Source organism: Streptomyces taklimakanensis (assembly GCF_009709575.1).
In the GTDB taxonomy this organism is placed as follows: Bacteria; Actinomycetota; Actinomycetes; order Streptomycetales; family Streptomycetaceae; genus Streptomyces; species Streptomyces taklimakanensis.
Map to the genome: position 1 here is coordinate 3426057 of NZ_WIXO01000001.1, position 14930 is coordinate 3440986.

At 72.2% G+C, this 14930-nt stretch carries 15 protein-coding genes and 1 rRNA gene; 13 read left to right on the plus strand and 3 right to left on the minus strand.

The window, feature by feature from the left end; genetic code table 11:
• The first annotated feature begins 61 nt into the window (after positions 1–61).
• The 8 genes from rrf (at position 62) to F0L17_RS15210 (ending at position 5723) form a co-directional block, all read left to right on the plus strand.
• A 5S ribosomal RNA gene (rrf, locus tag F0L17_RS15175) occupies positions 62–178 on the plus strand.
• A gap of 71 nt (positions 179–249) precedes the next feature.
• On the plus strand, positions 250–894 hold the full coding sequence (locus F0L17_RS15180) for an HAD family hydrolase (RefSeq protein WP_155071504.1): 645 nt from the start codon (positions 250–252) through the stop codon (positions 892–894).
• A 115-nt stretch (positions 895–1009) separates the two neighbouring features.
• On the plus strand, positions 1010–2185 hold the full coding sequence (locus F0L17_RS15185) for an acetoin utilization protein AcuC (protein WP_155071505.1): 1176 nt from the start codon (positions 1010–1012) through the stop codon (positions 2183–2185).
• A gap of 345 nt (positions 2186–2530) precedes the next feature.
• Complete coding sequence (locus F0L17_RS28530) at positions 2531–2908, plus strand: phosphatase (protein WP_155071506.1); 378 nt, start codon at positions 2531–2533, stop codon at positions 2906–2908.
• The gene (locus tag F0L17_RS15195; protein WP_155071507.1) at positions 2884–3096 is read left to right on the plus strand and encodes a helix-turn-helix domain-containing protein; all 213 of its coding nucleotides are present in this window, start codon (positions 2884–2886) and stop codon (positions 3094–3096) included. The genes F0L17_RS28530 and F0L17_RS15195 overlap by 25 nt, the downstream gene beginning before the upstream one ends.
• A gap of 128 nt (positions 3097–3224) precedes the next feature.
• Complete coding sequence (locus tag F0L17_RS15200; protein WP_003948845.1) at positions 3225–3323, plus strand: 30S ribosomal protein bS22; 99 nt, start codon at positions 3225–3227, stop codon at positions 3321–3323.
• Positions 3324–3580: 257 nt separating this feature from the next.
• Positions 3581–4612: an NAD-dependent epimerase/dehydratase family protein gene (locus F0L17_RS15205; RefSeq protein ID WP_155071508.1), complete on the plus strand. Its 1032-nt coding sequence runs from the start codon at positions 3581–3583 to the stop codon at positions 4610–4612.
• Complete coding sequence (locus F0L17_RS15210; protein WP_155071509.1) at positions 4605–5723, plus strand: lysophospholipid acyltransferase family protein; 1119 nt, start codon at positions 4605–4607, stop codon at positions 5721–5723. Before F0L17_RS15205 ends, F0L17_RS15210 begins: the two co-directional genes overlap by 8 nt.
• A gap of 154 nt (positions 5724–5877) precedes the next feature.
• Here F0L17_RS15210 and F0L17_RS15215 read toward each other — a convergent pair whose 3' ends face one another.
• From F0L17_RS15215 to F0L17_RS15225, 3 genes are all read right to left on the minus strand, one after another.
• A complete protein-coding gene (locus F0L17_RS15215; RefSeq protein WP_162466228.1) occupies positions 5878–7152 on the minus strand; it encodes a DUF5667 domain-containing protein in 1275 nt (424 codons plus the stop codon).
• Positions 7153–7364: 212 nt separating this feature from the next.
• Entirely contained in the window at positions 7365–8147 is a 783-nt protein-coding gene (locus F0L17_RS15220) for an ECF subfamily RNA polymerase sigma factor, BldN family (RefSeq protein ID WP_162466229.1), read from the minus strand.
• Between the two features lie 278 nt (positions 8148–8425).
• On the minus strand, positions 8426–9364 hold the full coding sequence (locus F0L17_RS15225) for an HAD family hydrolase (protein ID WP_155071511.1): 939 nt from the start codon (positions 9362–9364) through the stop codon (positions 8426–8428).
• A gap of 230 nt (positions 9365–9594) precedes the next feature.
• On the opposite strand from F0L17_RS15225, the gene F0L17_RS15230 reads away from it, so the two are divergent.
• The 5 genes from F0L17_RS15230 (at position 9595) to F0L17_RS15250 (ending at position 14930) form a co-directional block, all read left to right on the plus strand.
• Entirely contained in the window at positions 9595–9840 is a 246-nt protein-coding gene (locus F0L17_RS15230) for a glutaredoxin family protein (RefSeq protein WP_155071512.1), read from the plus strand.
• A 249-nt stretch (positions 9841–10089) separates the two neighbouring features.
• Positions 10090–10884, plus strand: coding sequence for a redox-sensing transcriptional repressor Rex (locus tag F0L17_RS15235; RefSeq protein ID WP_162466230.1), 795 nt, complete (start codon positions 10090–10092; stop codon positions 10882–10884).
• A 73-nt stretch (positions 10885–10957) separates the two neighbouring features.
• Positions 10958–12310, plus strand: coding sequence for a glutamyl-tRNA reductase (locus F0L17_RS15240; RefSeq protein WP_155071514.1), 1353 nt, complete (start codon positions 10958–10960; stop codon positions 12308–12310).
• Positions 12307–13287 (plus strand): hydroxymethylbilane synthase, encoded by a 981-nt coding sequence (hemC, locus tag F0L17_RS15245; RefSeq protein ID WP_155071515.1) that lies wholly within the window; start codon positions 12307–12309, stop codon positions 13285–13287. Before F0L17_RS15240 ends, hemC begins: the two co-directional genes overlap by 4 nt.
• Positions 13284–14930, plus strand: a complete 1647-nt coding sequence (locus tag F0L17_RS15250) for a bifunctional uroporphyrinogen-III C-methyltransferase/uroporphyrinogen-III synthase (RefSeq protein WP_155071516.1) — start codon at positions 13284–13286, stop codon at positions 14928–14930. The genes hemC and F0L17_RS15250 overlap by 4 nt, the downstream gene beginning before the upstream one ends.

A 14930-nucleotide genomic window follows, 5' to 3' on the forward strand; every position in this document is an offset into this window, starting at 1 on the left:
CCACTGTGTGGGTTCTGAGACCACGACCGTCCGTGTTCGGGTTGGTTGGGTTTTATAGTGTTTCGGTGGTCATGGCGAGAGGGAAACGCCCGGTTACATTCCGAACCCGGAAGCTAAGCCTTTCAGCGCCGATGGTACTGCATGGGGGACCGTGTGGGAGAGTAGGACGCCGCCGAACGATATGTTGAGTTGAAGGCCCTGCCGGGTTTCCCGGCGGGGCCTTCACCCTTTTCCGGGTTATGGTGGCGCATGCGCTACGACCTGGTGATCTTCGACAACGATGGCGTACTCGTCGACAGCGAACCGATATCCAACCGGATACTCGCGGCCTATCTGACCGAACTCGGGCACCCGACCACGTACGAGGACTCGATTCGGGACTACATGGGCTCCGCCGTGCACCGGATCCACGATCTGATCCTGGAGCGCTCGGGGCAGCGGTTGCCCGACGACTTCGACGACGTCTTCCACGGCCGGGTCTTCGACGCTTTCCGCAGTGATCTCCTGCCCGTGCCCGGAGTGGAGGAAGTGCTGGCACGGTTGGAGGCCGAGGGGGTGCCGTACTGCGTGGCGTCGTCGGGCAGCCACGAGCGGATTCGGGTCGCCCTTCGGACGACCGGGCTCCACGAACGGTTCGACGAGAAGCGGATCTTCAGTTCCCAGGACGTGGGGCGGGGCAAGCCCGCCCCGGACCTGTTCCTGCACGCGGCCGAGGCGATGGGAACACCGGCCGACCGCTGCGTCGTCGTCGAGGACAGCCCCCTGGGGGTGCGGGCGGCCGTGGCCGCGGGGATGGACGTCCACGGATTCACCGCGATGACGCCGGGCGAGAAGTTGGCGGGCGCGACGAGGCTGTTCTCCACGATGGACGAGCTGCCGGCGTTGCTGCTCTGAGCGGCTCCGGGGTACGGCGCGTCCGGCTTGTCCGTCCGGTTCTCCCCGGCCGGGGCGCCGGGTCGTGGTGTGGGCGGCCGTACGGTCCCGGGTGTCTCCCGATACGGTGGCGGGCATGAGCGGCGGCGCGCGGTTGATGTGGGACGAGGCGGTCACCGGCTACGACTTCGGAGCCGGACACCCGATGGATCCGGTGCGGCTGGACCTGACGATGAGACTGGTCGAGGCGTTCGGACTGCCCGGTGCCTCCGGGCTGAAGGTGGTCGCCGGGCCACCCGCGGACGACTCCGTCCTGAGGCTGGTGCACCGCTCCGACTACATCGACACCGTACGGCGGATCTCGGCCGATCCCAGTTCGGCCGACGGCACGTACGGCATCGGGACCGAGGACGATCCGGCGTTCGCGGGCATGCACGAGGCGTCGGCACTGATCGCGGGACAGTCGGTCGCGGCCGCCGAGGCGGTGTGGTGCGGGGAAGCGCTGCACGGGGTCAACGTCGCGGGTGGGCTGCACCACGCGATGCCGGGCTCGGCTGCCGGTTTCTGCGTCTACAACGACGCCTCGCTGGCCATTGCCAGGCTGCTGGAGCAGGGGGCCGAGCGGGTCGCGTACGTCGACGTGGACGTCCACCACGGCGACGGGGTCCAGGCCGCCTTCTGGGACGATCCGCGGGTGCTGACGGTGTCGCTGCACGAGCACCCTCGCACGCTCTTCCCGGGCACCGGGTGGCCCGAGGAGACCGGCGGCGAGGGCGCGGAGGGCAGCGCGGTGAACGTCGCACTCCCTCCGGGCACCTCCGACGGCGGCTGGCTGAGGGCGCTGCACGCGGTGGTCCCGGAGCTGCTGCGCGCCTTCCGGCCGCAGGTGCTGGTCACTCAGCACGGCGCGGACACCCACATCGAGGATCCCCTCGCACACCTGGCGGTGACCGTCGACGCCCAGCGGGCGGCGGCCGAGGCCTGCCATGCCTGGGCACACGAGTACGCGGAGGGCCGTTGGGTGGCGCTCGGTGGCGGAGGCTACGCGGTCGTCGACGTCGTGCCGCGCGCCTGGACGCACCTGGTGGCGATCGCGGCGGGCGAGCCGATCGCCCCGGAAGCCCCGATCCCGGAGGACTGGCGGCTGCGGGTGTACGCGCGTACGCGGCAGGACGCCCCGAGGCGGATGACGGACGGGCGCCGGCCCGCGTGGTCGGAGTGGGAGGCGGGGTACGACCCGGGGAGCGCCCTGGACCAGGCGGTGCTCGCCGCTCGGCGGGCGGTGTATCCGGCGCACGGGCTGTTGCCGTAGTCGCGCGGCCCGGGTCGGTCCCGCCGCGCCGTACGGGTGTCCGAGGCGGGCCGTGGGGGTCCGTCGGGAGTCGTCGGGCCGCCGGGCGTTCCCGTCGGCTCCCGGACTTCCCCGTACTTTGACGGAGGCCCTGTCGGCGGCGGGACGTGTCGCCCTCACATCGACGCAGGGGGGACGTGTCGACATGACGACCCGGTTCGGAGTACGTCCCCACCGGCTCCGGTACGTACGGGGAGTCGTGGTGATCCACGCGGAGGGAGCGTGCGTCGGCCCCGGTGCGCCGGGCGCACCCTCGCACTCCCCGTTCCGCGTCCGTACGGTGTCCGGCGCCGCGGCCGTCGCCGGATGACCGGTACCGGGGGCGGGTTCGGGGGCTCGCACGGGTCTGTGGGGCAGGTCAGCCGGGCATCGAGGCGATGGGGCCGGGGGGACACGGAGGGCCCCGCCGCTTCCGTCGCGCAGGCGACGGGGCGCGTACGCGTGGCCGTGCCGTCGGACGACGGAGAGCTATCGGATCGCTACCTTCCGCTTGCTCGATATGTGCTCAATCGTTCTCGCCTGTCACATTGGGGAGCCGTTGACCATCCTCTTCCCCCCTTGCATCACCCGCCCCTAATCTGGGGATGGAGCGCGCATGCGACCAGGAGTCACCGGAGGGGAAGCCGGTGCCCGACATGTGCGGAAGGTTCAGGTGTGACATGGCTGCTGACGAGAGGCCTCTGAACGAGGTCGTGTTCCTGACCGTGGCGGAGGTCGCCTCGGTGATGCGTGTGTCCAAGATGACCGTGTACCGCCTGGTGCACAGCGGTCACCTGCCGGCGATCCGAGTGGGGCGGTCCTTCCGGGTGCCGGAGCAGGCCGTCCACGAGTACCTCCGCGGATCCTACGTGGGGGCGGAGAAGAGCGCGTAGCCGTCGGACGAAGCGTTGGTGTGCCCCTCGTGTCACACGTACTCTTCGGGGGCGGGTAGGCTGGGCCGACGTAGGTCGTGTGGGCTCGGACGCCCCGCACCGAGTGACGAAGTGAGCGAGGGTAAGTCGTGGGCTCTGTTATCAAGAAGCGGCGCAAGCGGATGGCCAAGAAGAAGCACCGCAAGCTGCTCAAGCGCACGCGCGTTCAGCGCCGCAACAAGAAGTGAGCGGGCGCGCCGCACACTGATCACCGCCCTCCCCCCGCTGTGTCGGTGGGAGGGCGGTGGCGTTCCGTGTCCGATGCGAAACCACCCGGTACGGTGGCGTGGAAACGGTGGAGCGGGGAACTCCGAGGCCGGGCCCATCGACGGACCCGGACGCGGGCTTCTCGCGGGCAGGGCGGACAGTCGGACAGAGGACGGGGTCGGACCGTCGGACGGACGGGCCGTACGCCGGCCACCGCGCGGTGGAAAGGGAGCAGCCGTTGGGCAGGGTCGTGCTCGTCACCGGTGTCGCCAGGCAGCTCGGCGGACGCTTCGTGCGGCGGATGCTGCGCGAACCCGACGTGGACCGGGTCGTGGGGGTGGACGCCGTACAGCCCCCGCACCACCTGGGCGGTGCCGAATTCGTCCGGATCGACATCCGACAGCCGGTCGTCGCCGAACTGCTGGCCGAGTACGGCGTGGACACCGTCGTGCACCTGGACGTCAGCGGCTTCCAACTGCTGCCCGGCAGCCGGGCCGGCGTCAAGGAGACCAACGTCATCGGCACGATGCAGCTTCTGGGGGCGTGTCAGAAGACGCCCTCCGTGCGGCGGCTGGTGGTGAAGTCCAGCACGAACGTCTACGGTTCCTCGTCCCGTGATCCGGGGGTCTTCGACGAGACCACCCCGGCCAAGTCGTTGCCCGGCGGGGGATTCACCAAGGACATCGTGGAGGTCGAGGGGTACGTGCGCGGGTTCGCCCGCCGCCGCCCCGACGTGGCCGTCACCGTCCTGCGCTTCGCCAACATCCTCGGCCCCACCGCGGACACCCCGCTCGCGGAGTACTTCAAGCTGCCCGTGCTGCCGACCGTTCTCGGCTACGACCCGCGGTTGCAGTTCGTCCACGAGGACGACGTGATCGAGGTGCTGCGGATCTCGGCGGGGGAGCCCCGGCGGGGGACGCTCAACGCGGGAACGTTCAACATCGCCGGCGACGGGGTGCTGCTGTTGTCCCAGGCGGCGCGGCGGCTGGGGAAGCCGACGCTGCCGCTGCTGCTGCCGGCCGTGAGGTGGACCGGTGCGGTGTTGCGCTCGGTCGGGGTCACGGACTTCTCGACGGAGCAGATCCGGCTGCTGACCCACGGCAGGGCCGTGGAGACCGTCCAGATGCGCGAGGTCCTCGGCTTCGAACCCCGGCACACCACGGCCGGGACCTTCGCCGACTTCGCGCGCTGCCACGGGCCCGGGCTGTTGCCGCCGGAGAGGCTCTCACACGCCGTCGACCGCATTGAGGAGGTCGTCCGCCATGGCTGACGCCAAGGTCATTCCCTTCGACGACGACCGGTCGCGCGGCGGCCCGGAGCGGGCCGGGAAGGGACGGCCCGCGGGCGGGCGGCGCCGCGCGGAGAACGGCGAGGGCCGACCGTCGGAGGGAACGGGGCGGGAGCCACGGGGGGCCGGCCGGACGCCGCTGACGGCCGTACCGGAGGCGTCGGAGACGCGGGAGGCACCGGAGACGCGGGAGGACCACGGCGTGGCGGATGGCGGTCCGGACGGTCGCGAGCACGGCGGGAGCGGCGACCGCGGGGACTGGGACCGCAGGATCGCGAGCGGTCTGGCGTTCCTGCGGCGGCGGATCACCGGCGACTACGAGGTCGACGAGTTCGGCTACGACGCCGAACTCACCGACCAGGTGCTGGTCTCGCTGCTGCGGCCGCTGTACGAGAAGTACTTCAGGGTCGAGGTGCTCGGCATCGAGAACATCCCGACCGAGGGCGGCGCGCTGGTGGTCGCCAACCACTCCGGGACGCTGCCGTGGGACGCGCTGATGCTCCAGGTGGCGGTGCACGACCACCACCCGGCGCGGCGGGCCCTGCGGTTGCTGGCGGCCGACCTGGTCTTCATGCTGCCGATCGTCAACGAACTGGCCCGGAAGGCCGGACACACCCTGGCCTGCTCCGAGGACGCCCAGCGGCTACTGGAACGGGGTGAGGTCGTCGGGGTGATGCCGGAGGGCTTCAAGGGGCTGGGGAAGCCGTTCTCGGAACGGTACAAACTCCAGCGGTTCGGCCGGGGCGGTTTCGTCTCGACGGCCCTGCGGGCGGGGGTGCCGATCGTGCCGTGTTCGATCGTCGGAGCGGAGGAGATCCATCCGATGATCGGCAACTCCAGGACGCTGGCCCGGCTGCTGGGGTTCCCGTACTTTCCGATCACCCCCACCTTCCCCTTGCTGGGGCCGCTGGGGATGTTGCCGCTGCCGACGAAGTGGACGATCCAGTTCGGGGAGCCGGTCCCGATGGACGACTACCCGCCGGAGGCCGCCGAGGATCCGATGCTGATGTTCAACCTGACCGACCAGGTCCGCGAGACGATCCAGCACACGCTCTACAAACTGCTGGTGCGGCGGCGCTCGGTGTTCTTCTGAGGGGGCGCCGCCCCGAAGGTCGCACGGTCCCCGTACGGCCGCGGAGCCACACCCGGGACCACGGGGACACGGGGACGGACGCGGAAGGGCGGTCGGTGTCCTTCGGGGACACCGACCGCCCTCGACGTGCCGTGGACCGCTCGTGGACCGTCCGTCAGTCGGCGCCGTCGCCGGCGTCGACGCCCAGGCCCGGCAGGATGTCCGGCAGGAGCGGCGGGATGGTGATGTCGGGTTCGGGGAGCCCGGGAGCGTCGTCGGCGGGCGCGGAGGGGGAGTCGCGCTCCTCCCGCGGCGGGTTCAACAGGTCGCCGGGTTCGGGGAGGATCCCCGGCTTCTCGGCGGTGCCGGAGCCGGAGGGGGTGGGAACGTCGCCGTCACCGCGCCCGTCCTCCCGCGCCGTCTCCTCACCGCTCGCCGTGGGCGACGACGGCCGGGCCGTGCGCCCGTCCCCCGTGCGGCCCTCGTCGCCGGCCCCGTCGCCGGGGGACTCGACGCCCTCCTCCGGCTCGGGCTCCAGCAGGGACCGCAGCGGGGTGACGTCCTCCTCTATGGCGGCGAAGACCGAGCTGACCTCGTTCCCCACGTCCGAGAGCTGGACGGGGAGGCTCGCGCGCACCCTGTCCCAGACGGCGCCGTGCGCCCGGGAGAAGGAGGACAGGGAGCGCATCGGATCGATGGCGCCCTCGCGTTCGTACACCCTGCTGAGCAGTCGGTGGCCCTCGGAGACGTCCTCCCGCATGAGGGAGAGCGTCCTGCGGATGTCCCCGAGGGACTCGTGGTCCAGATCCCCCGCCCGGCCGCGTTCCAGCAGCCGGCGAGCCTCGTTCAACCGCGTCGACGCGTGGTCCAGGAGGACCCGGCCGCGGTCGGCGTCGTCGTCGGCCATGCCGAGGCTGAGATCCTCCATGCCCAGCTTCAGGCCGTAGAGGGTGTCGCCGGGGAGGGCGTCGGTGCTGGCCACGGCGGCCCCGGTGAAGGCGCCCGCCGCGACGCCGACGCTCAGACCGCCCGCCGCGAGCCCTTTGGTGAGGCGCGTCCGGGGGCGGAGCCCGCTCAGCCGGCCCGCCCGGCGGGTGCCCGTGTGGCGGGAGCGCTGCCGGGGGATCCGGGCGTCCTCGGCCTCCTCGGCGACGCCGTTCTCCACGGCGGCGAGGAGCATGGCTCGTTGCGCCGCCCTGACGTCGGGGGCCAGCGTCGGCCTCGGCAGGGACACGAGCCTGTCCGCCAGGGTCAGCAACTCCTTCTGGCCGTCCGTCTCCCCCGGCGCCCCGTCCCGGCCGTCCCGGGCCTCCGGAACGGCCGGGACGACCGGTGGGGCCGGGACGGCGGAGTCACCGGACCGGTCGGTCGCCGCACCCTCGGACCCGCGTTCGTCCAAGGCCTGGGCGAAGGCGTTTGCCCGCCGGCTCGGCGATACGGCTCCCATCACGGGCGGCACCTCCTCTCGTCAGCACGATCGACTCCCCGCGCCACTGGAAGGTCGTACGGCCCGCGCCGGCCGGCCGGTGGTGTCCGCCCGTCCGCCCGCAGCAGGCCGTGGGGAGTCTGCAAACCGCACAACGACGGCCGAGCACCGGAGTTACGCCCTGCGGATGATGTGACGGGCCGGTTGACCCGGGGAGATCGATCGATCACCCACCGTCACCGGGAGTCCTCCGGGAGCAGCCGGGCCAGTGTCCGTACGGCCCGGTACTGGAGGGTTTTGATCGCGCCCTCGTTCTTCCCCATGATCCGGGCCGTCTCCGCCACGGACAGGCCCTGGAGGAAACGGAGGGTGACGCACTCCTGCTGCTGCGGGTTGAGCCTGCGCACGGCGTCCAGGAGGGAGGCGTTGGAGAGGGACTCCAGGACGGAGTCCTCCGGGCTGCGCTCCACCTCGTTGGCGTCGAGCATCTCGCCGGTGGTGACCTCCAGGCGGAAGCGGCTCGACTTGAAGTGGTCCGCGACGAGGTTGCGCGCGATGGTGACCAGCCAGGCGCCGAAGTCCCGCCCCTGCCAGGTGAAGGTGCCGATCCGGCGCAGGGCGCGCAGGAACGTCTCGCTGGTGAGGTCCTCGGCCGTGGCGCGACTGCCGACGCGGTAGTAGATGTAGCGGTAGACGGTGTCGCAGTACTGGTCGTAGAGGCATCCGAAGGCGTCGGCCTCGCCGGCCTGGGCGCGTTCGACGAGGTCCATCATGCGGCGGCTGTCGCTGTCCGCGGCCGGCCGGCGAGTGGTGCCCGAGGCCGTGCGGGCGCGGGCCCGGCGGCCGACCGCGGCGGTTCCCGCGGCTCCCTCGGCCAGGGCGTAGACGGGGCCTGCGGGGACAGGTGCGGCGAGGGCGGGGACGGCGTGCGCGGCGGGGACGAGTGTGCGCAGCCGGTCGATGACCATCGTGCGCAGCGCAGCCAGGCCCGAGGCGTCAACCCCGACGTGTGGGTACACGGGACTCCCAGAGGCAGAGCTTCCATCACGTGCAGTGCGGGACCGTCCGCCCGTGACAAGGGCGTGTGGACACCGGATTGCGTCTGAGGAGAATAACGCTTCGTACAGGCTGTGCTACACCTAGTTGCCGAAATCGCCGTTTAGGTTTTCTCTGTTACGTGTTTGCGGCGGTTCGGATGATGAACGGGACAGCTCACCCGATCGGTTGATGTCACTTTGTGACCGATCCACGGCCGACTGGTGTTCGGCGGGGAACCGGGCGGTCCGGGCGGACGCGGTCAGCGGCGGCGGCGCTGGATCGCCATGGCCGCCGCGGCGCCACCCGCCACCGCGCCGACCCCCGCCGCGGCCGGGATGCCCACCTTCGCGGCCTTGCGGCCGGTCCGGTAGTCGCGCAGCCGCCAGCCCATCTCCCGGGCGTGCGCGCGGAGCCTGCCGTCGGGGTTGACGGCGTAGGGATGGCCGACGAGGGAGAGCATGGGGATGTCGTTGGCCGAGTCGCTGTAGGCCGCGCAGCGCGAGAGGTCCAGGTCCTCGGCGGCGGCCAGGGCGCGTACCGCCTCCGCCTTCGCGGGGCCGTGCAGCGGCTCGCCGACCAGGCGCCCGGTGTAGACGCCGTCGACGGACTCGGCGACCGTGCCCAGCGCGCCGGTCAACCCCAGGCGGCGGGCGATGATCGTGGCGGTCTCCACGGGCGCGGCGGTGACCAGCCACACCTTCTGGCCGGCGTCCAGGTGGGCCTGGGCCAGCGCCCGGGTGCCCGGCCAGATCCGACCGGCCATGTACTCGTCGTAGATCTCCTCGCCGATCTCCATCAGTTCCGAGACCCGGTGGCCCTTGACGATGGACAGCGCGCTGTCCCGGGCGTCCTGCATGTGCTCGGCGTTCTCCGAGCCGGCCAACCGGAAGTACGCCTGCTGCCAGGCGAAGCGGAGGAGTTCGCGCTTGTCGAAGAACTTCCTCTTGTACAGGCCGCGCCCGAAGTGGAACAGGGCCGCGCCCTGCATGATCGTGTTGTCGAGGTCGAAGAAGGCCGCGGCCTGTGCGTCCCCGCGGACCGGGAACTCCGGTTCCGCCGGTTTCCCGGGCTCTCCCGGGGCGAGTTCGTCGACCGCCTGCGAGGTCTTGCGCGCCGCCTCGGCGGCGGCCTCGCCTGCAAGAACGCTGCGAGCCGTCGCCGAACGCCTGCGGGGGAGGAGCCATCCGAGTCCGGCCATGCGGCGAGCATAACCAGTGACACGGAGCGTTCCGGTGACGAAGGGGTGTCGAGGCGGCGGGGACCGCGCCAACGGGGTAGGGACGCCCCCGGGCGACCCCTGGAACGGGGGGCTGGAACAGGGGCTGGGGCAGGGCTTGGGGCAGGGTCCTCGCAGCGGCGCCCTCGGGCGGGGACCGCGGTGGCCGGCGCGGGCGGACTCCGCACCCGCGGGGCGCGGTGAGCGGCACAATGGCGGTCATGAGGACCGTCACTCTCATCGGCAAGCCCGGCTGTCACCTGTGCGACGACGCGCGTGAGGTGATCAGCGAGGTGTGCGCCCAGGTGGGCGCGCGCTGGGAGGAGAAGGACATCACGCGGGACGAGGAGCTGTACCGCAGGTACTGGGAGCAGATCCCGGTGGTGCTGGTGGACGGCGCCCAGCACGACTTCTGGCGGGTGGACCCGGGTCGGCTGCGGGCGGCGTTGGGTGCCTGACCGTTCCCCGGACGCTCCGCTCCGACCGCGGGCCGGTCGGAGCGGAGCGTCCGGGGGAGAAGGGCGCCGGGGTCGGTTCGGTTCCCGGTGTCGCGTGTGGCGCCGGTCACTTTGGCCGGACAAAACGGACACCATCTTTGTGCACGCGTTCACAAAGACATAGCCTGGGCGGGACGGAGCGGTCCGGACATGTGTCCAGTGAATGTCCGAAAGGGCCGCTCACCGTTCCGTTCAGACGGCAGGAGCACCGTGGCAACTGGCCGAGCACACCGACCGGCGACCCGGAGCCGAGGGATTCCCGAGGCCACGGTCGCTCGGCTTCCGCTGTACCTGCGGGCGCTCACCACGCTCTCCGAGCGCTCGGTCCCCACGGTTTCCTCGGAGGAACTGGCGGCCGCCGCCGGCGTCAACTCCGCCAAGCTCCGCAAGGACTTCTCCTACCTCGGCTCGTACGGCACGCGCGGCGTGGGCTACGACGTCGAGTACCTCGTCTACCAGATCTCCCGCGAGCTGGGGCTGACCCAGGACTGGCCCGTCGTGATCGTCGGCATCGGAAACCTGGGCGCCGCGCTCGCCAACTACGGCGGCTTCGCCTCCCGCGGCTTCCGGGTCGCCGCGCTGATCGACGCGGACCCGGCGATGGCGGGGAAGCCGGTGGCGGGCATACCCGTGCAGCACTCCGACGACCTCGAACGGATCATCGAGGAGAACGGCGTGTCGATCGGGGTCATCGCCACCCCCGCCGGAGCGGCCCAGCAGGTCTGCGACCGCCTCGTCGCCGCCGGGGTGACCTCCATCCTCAACTTCGCGCCGACCGTGCTGTCCGTGCCCGACGGCGTGGACGTGCGCAAGGTCGACCTCTCCATAGAGCTGCAGATCCTCGCCTTCCACGAGCAGCGCAAGGCCGGCGAGGACACCGCGGGGGAGGGCGGTGTCGACACCACCCCGCCCGCGGCGCCGCCCGCGGCCGCCGTGCGCCGTCGCACCGACGACGGAACCGAACAGGGACCCGACGGGGACGTGCCCGCCGTGATGCCCGCATGAGAGGCCCGGACCGTGTGACGCGCGTCATCCCCGCCGTCCGCGGGGGACGTCCCGAACGCATCAGGAGGTGCGCATGAGCCTGCTGGTCGTCGGACTGAGCCACCGCAGCGCGCCGGTGAGCGTGCTGGAGCGCGCCGCCCTGGCGCCCGAGGCACGGGGCAAGCTCCTCCAGGACGCGGTGGGCGCCGAGCCCACCGCGGAGGCGGCGGTGCTGTCCACCTGCAACCGCATCGAGCTCTACGCCGACGTGGACAAGTTCCACGCCGGTGTGGCCGAGCTGTCGTCCCTGCTCGCCGCGCACAGCGGCGTCGACCTGGAGGAGCTGACGCCCTACCTGTACGTCCACTACGAGGACCGGGCCGTCCACCACCTGTTCTCGGTGGCCTGCGGCCTGGACTCGATGGTCGTCGGCGAGGGGCAGATCCTCGGGCAGATCAAGGACGCGCTGGCCGTCGCGCAGGAGCAGCACACCGCCGGGCGGCTGCTGAACGACCTGTTCCAGCAGGCGCTGCGGGTCGGCAAGCGGGCGCACAGCGAGACCGGCATCGACAAGGCGGGACAGTCCCTGGTCACCTTCGGTCTGGAGCAGCTCGCCGCCGACCGCCCGGTCGCGGCGTGGACGCGCGGCAAGCGGGCGCTGGTGATCGGCGCCGGCTCGATGTCCTCGCTGGCCGCCACGGTGCTGGCTCGCGCCGGCGTGACCGAACTGGTGATCGCCAACAGGACGCTGGAGCGCGCCCGCCGGCTGGCCGCCGGTCTCGACGGCGGCGCCGGCGACGGACCGGCCGCCCGCGCCGTGCCCGCCGCCGAGATCCTCGACGAACTGCCGCACGCCGACGTCGTCGTCTCCTGCACCGGCGCCACCGGCCTGGTGCTGACGGCCGGCGACGTCGAGGCCGCCGTGGCCGCGCGCGCCGGTTCCGGTGCCGCGGACGACGCGCCCCTGGCGCTGCTCGACCTGGCCATGCCCCGTGACGTGGACGCCGCCGTGCACCGCCTGGAAGGCGTACGGTTGGTGGACATCGAGTCGCTCGCCGAGGCGTCGGCCGACGCTCCCATGGCCGCGGACGTCGACAAGGTGCGGGGCATCGTCACCGACGAGGTGGCCGCTTTCGGAGCCGCCCAGCGGGCGGCGCGGATCACCCCCACCGTGGTCGCGCTGCGCACCATGGCCGCCGATGTCGTCGCGGCGGAGATGGCCCGTCTGGACGGACGCCTCCCCGGACTCGACGACAGGCAGCGCGCCGAGATCACCCAGACCGTACGGCGGGTCGTCGACAAGTTGCTGCACGCGCCGACCGTGCGCGTCAAGCAACTCGCCGGCGAGCCGGGCGGCGCCGGATACGCCGACGCGCTGCGCGAGCTGTTCGACCTGGACCCACAGACCGTCGCCGCCGTAAGCAACCCCGAACAGGAGCGGCAATGAGCACCAACCCGGCCCGGCCACTGAGGCTGGGCACCCGCCGCAGCCAACTCGCCACCGCCCAGTCCGGTCAGGTGGCCGAGCGGGTCCGCCGGATCACCGGGCGGCCCGTCGAACTGGTGGAGATCACCACGTTCGGCGATGTCTCCCGTGAGCACCTGGCACGGATCGGCGGCACCGGGGTCTTCGTCTCCGCACTGCGCGACGCGCTGCTCGGCGGCGAGATCGACCTCGCCGTCCACTCCCTCAAGGACCTTCCCACCGCGCAGCCGGAGCGGCTGGCGCTGGCGGCCGTGCCCGAGCGCGAGGACCCTCGCGACGCGCTGGTCGCCCGCGACGGGCTCACCTTCGAGCGGTTGCCCGACGGAGCGCGGGTCGGAACCGGCTCGCCGCGCCGCATGGCGCAGCTGGGCGCCTGGGCCCGCGCACTCGGCAGGGACATCGAGACGGTACCGATCCGGGGCAACATCGACACCCGCATCGGATACGTGCGCTCCGGCGAGCTGGACGCGGTCGTCCTGGCCGCCGCCGGGCTGAGGCGCACCGGGCGGATCGGGGAGGCCACCGAGCTCCTCGACCCCGACACGATGTTGCCCGCCCCCGGCCAGGGAGCCCTGGCGGTCGAGTGCGCGGCGACGCGCACGGACCTCGCAGACCGGCTCGCCGAACTCGACGACTCGCGCACGCGGATCGCCGTGACCGCCGAGCGAACCCTGCTCTCCGCTCTGGAGGCCGGCTGCAGCGCCCCCGTCGGCGCACTGGCCGACATGCCGGGAGCAGGGCAGGATGTCACCGAACTGCGCCTGCGCGGCGTCGTCGGCACCACCGACGGCACCACGCTGGTGCAGCTGTCCACCACCGGCCACGTACCGGCGTCCGTCGACGAGGCACTCTCCACGGCCCAGGCCATGGGGAACGAACTCGCCGACGAGATGCTCGCCAAGGGCGCGGCCGGTCTGATGGGGGAGCGAGCACATTGAGCCCCACCACCGATCACTCGTACGGCACCCACGGGCACGTCACCTTCCTCGGTGCCGGGCCCGGAGACCCGGGACTGCTGACGCTGCGCGCCGTCGAGGCGCTGACGCAGGCCGATGTACTGGTCGCCGACCCGCAGGTGTACGACGTCGTGCGGGCACACGTGCGGGCAGGTGTCGACACCCCGCTCCAGGCAGCAGGTGACGACGCGTCAACGGCCTCCGCGGGTACCGACGATGCCGTAAATCTTGTCATGCGGGCCGCCCGGGGCGGCAAGCGGGTCGTCCGTGCGGTCGCCGGGGATCCCGGGCTGGACGCCGACGCCGCCGACGAGATGCTCGCCTGCGCCTCGGAGGGCATCACCTTCGAGGTCGTGCCGGGCATCGCCACCGCCGTGGGCGTTCCCGCCTACGCCGGTGTGCCGCTGCGCAACGGCCACGGCGCGGACGTACGGTTCCTCGACGCGCGCAGCGCCGATCCGCGGGCGTGGAACGAGGTGGGCGCCAGCGACGCCACCCTCGTGGTCTCCACGACCCTGGAGTCGGTCGCCGCCACGGCCGCGGAGCTGGTCACGGCGGGCCGCAAGCCCGACACCCCGCTGACCGTCACCATCGACGGCACCACCACCCGGCAGCGCACCTGGACGGCGACGCTGGGCTCCATCGCCCAGACCCTCAAGGCCGCCAAGGTGCTGCCCTCGGCGGGCGGCGAGCGGCCCGCGATAGCCGTGGTCGGTGACCGCGGCGCCGCCGAGCAGCGCGAGCGGCTCGCCTGGTTCGAGTCCAAGCCGCTGTTCGGCTGGCAGGTGCTGGTGCCGCGCACCAAGGAGCAGGCCGCCTCGCTCTCGGAGCAACTGCGCTCCTACGGCGCGGTGCCCAGCGAGGTGCCCACCATCGCCGTGGAGCCGCCGCGCACCCCGCAGCAGATGGAGCGCGCGGTCAAGGGCCTGGTCACCGGCCGCTACGAGTGGATCGCCTTCACCTCGGTCAACGCGGTCAAGGCGGTGCGCGAGAAGTTCGAGGAGTACGGCCTGGACGCCCGCGCCTTCGCCGGGATCAAGGTCGCCGCCGTCGGCGAGCAGACGGCCAGGGCGCTGGTGGAGTTCGGCGTGAAGCCGGACCTGGTGCCCAGCGGCGAGCAGTCCGCGGCCGGGCTGCTGGAGGACTGGCCGCCCTACGACCCGGTCTTCGACCCGATCGACCGGGTCTTCCTGCCGCGCGCCGACATCGCCACCGAGACGCTGGTGGCCGGCCTGATCGAGCTGGGCTGGGAGGTCGACGACGTCACCGCCTACCGGACGGTGCGCGCCTCGCCGCCACCGGCCCCGACGCGCGAGGCGATCAAGGGCGGCGGGTTCGACGCGGTGCTGTTCACCTCGTCGAGCACCGTGCGGAACCTCGTCGGCATCGCGGGCAAGCCGCACAACGTGACGGTGATCGCCTGCATCGGTCCGGCGACGGCGAAGACGGCCGAGGAGCACGGCCTGCGCGTGGACGTCATGGCGCCCGAACCGTCGGTGCACAAGCTGGCCGAGGCGCTGGCGGAGTTCGGCGCCAAGCGCCGGGCCGCCGCGATCGAGGCCGGCGAGGCGGTGCAGCGGCCGAGCGAGAAGCGGCCGACCAGGAGGAGGGCCAGGACATCGTGA

Excerpts from the sequence above, each read along its gene's own strand:
- F0L17_RS15180 (WP_155071504.1), top strand. The coding sequence starts at position 250 with ATGCGCTACGACCTGGTGATCTTCGACAACGATGGCGTACTCGTCGAC.
- F0L17_RS15185 (WP_155071505.1), top strand. The coding sequence starts at position 1,010 with ATGAGCGGCGGCGCGCGGTTGATGTGGGACGAGGCGGTCACCGGCTAC.
- F0L17_RS28530 (WP_155071506.1), top strand. The coding sequence starts at position 2,531 with ATGACCGGTACCGGGGGCGGGTTCGGGGGCTCGCACGGGTCTGTGGGG.
- F0L17_RS15195 (WP_155071507.1), top strand. The coding sequence starts at position 2,884 with ATGGCTGCTGACGAGAGGCCTCTGAACGAGGTCGTGTTCCTGACCGTG.
- F0L17_RS15210 (WP_155071509.1), top strand. The coding sequence starts at position 4,605 with ATGGCTGACGCCAAGGTCATTCCCTTCGACGACGACCGGTCGCGCGGC.
- F0L17_RS15225 (WP_155071511.1), bottom strand. The coding sequence starts at position 9,364 with ATGGCCGGACTCGGATGGCTCCTCCCCCGCAGGCGTTCGGCGACGGCT.
- F0L17_RS15230 (WP_155071512.1), top strand. The coding sequence starts at position 9,595 with ATGGCGGTCATGAGGACCGTCACTCTCATCGGCAAGCCCGGCTGTCAC.
- F0L17_RS15240 (WP_155071514.1), top strand. The coding sequence starts at position 10,958 with ATGAGCCTGCTGGTCGTCGGACTGAGCCACCGCAGCGCGCCGGTGAGC.
- hemC (WP_155071515.1), top strand. The coding sequence starts at position 12,307 with ATGAGCACCAACCCGGCCCGGCCACTGAGGCTGGGCACCCGCCGCAGC.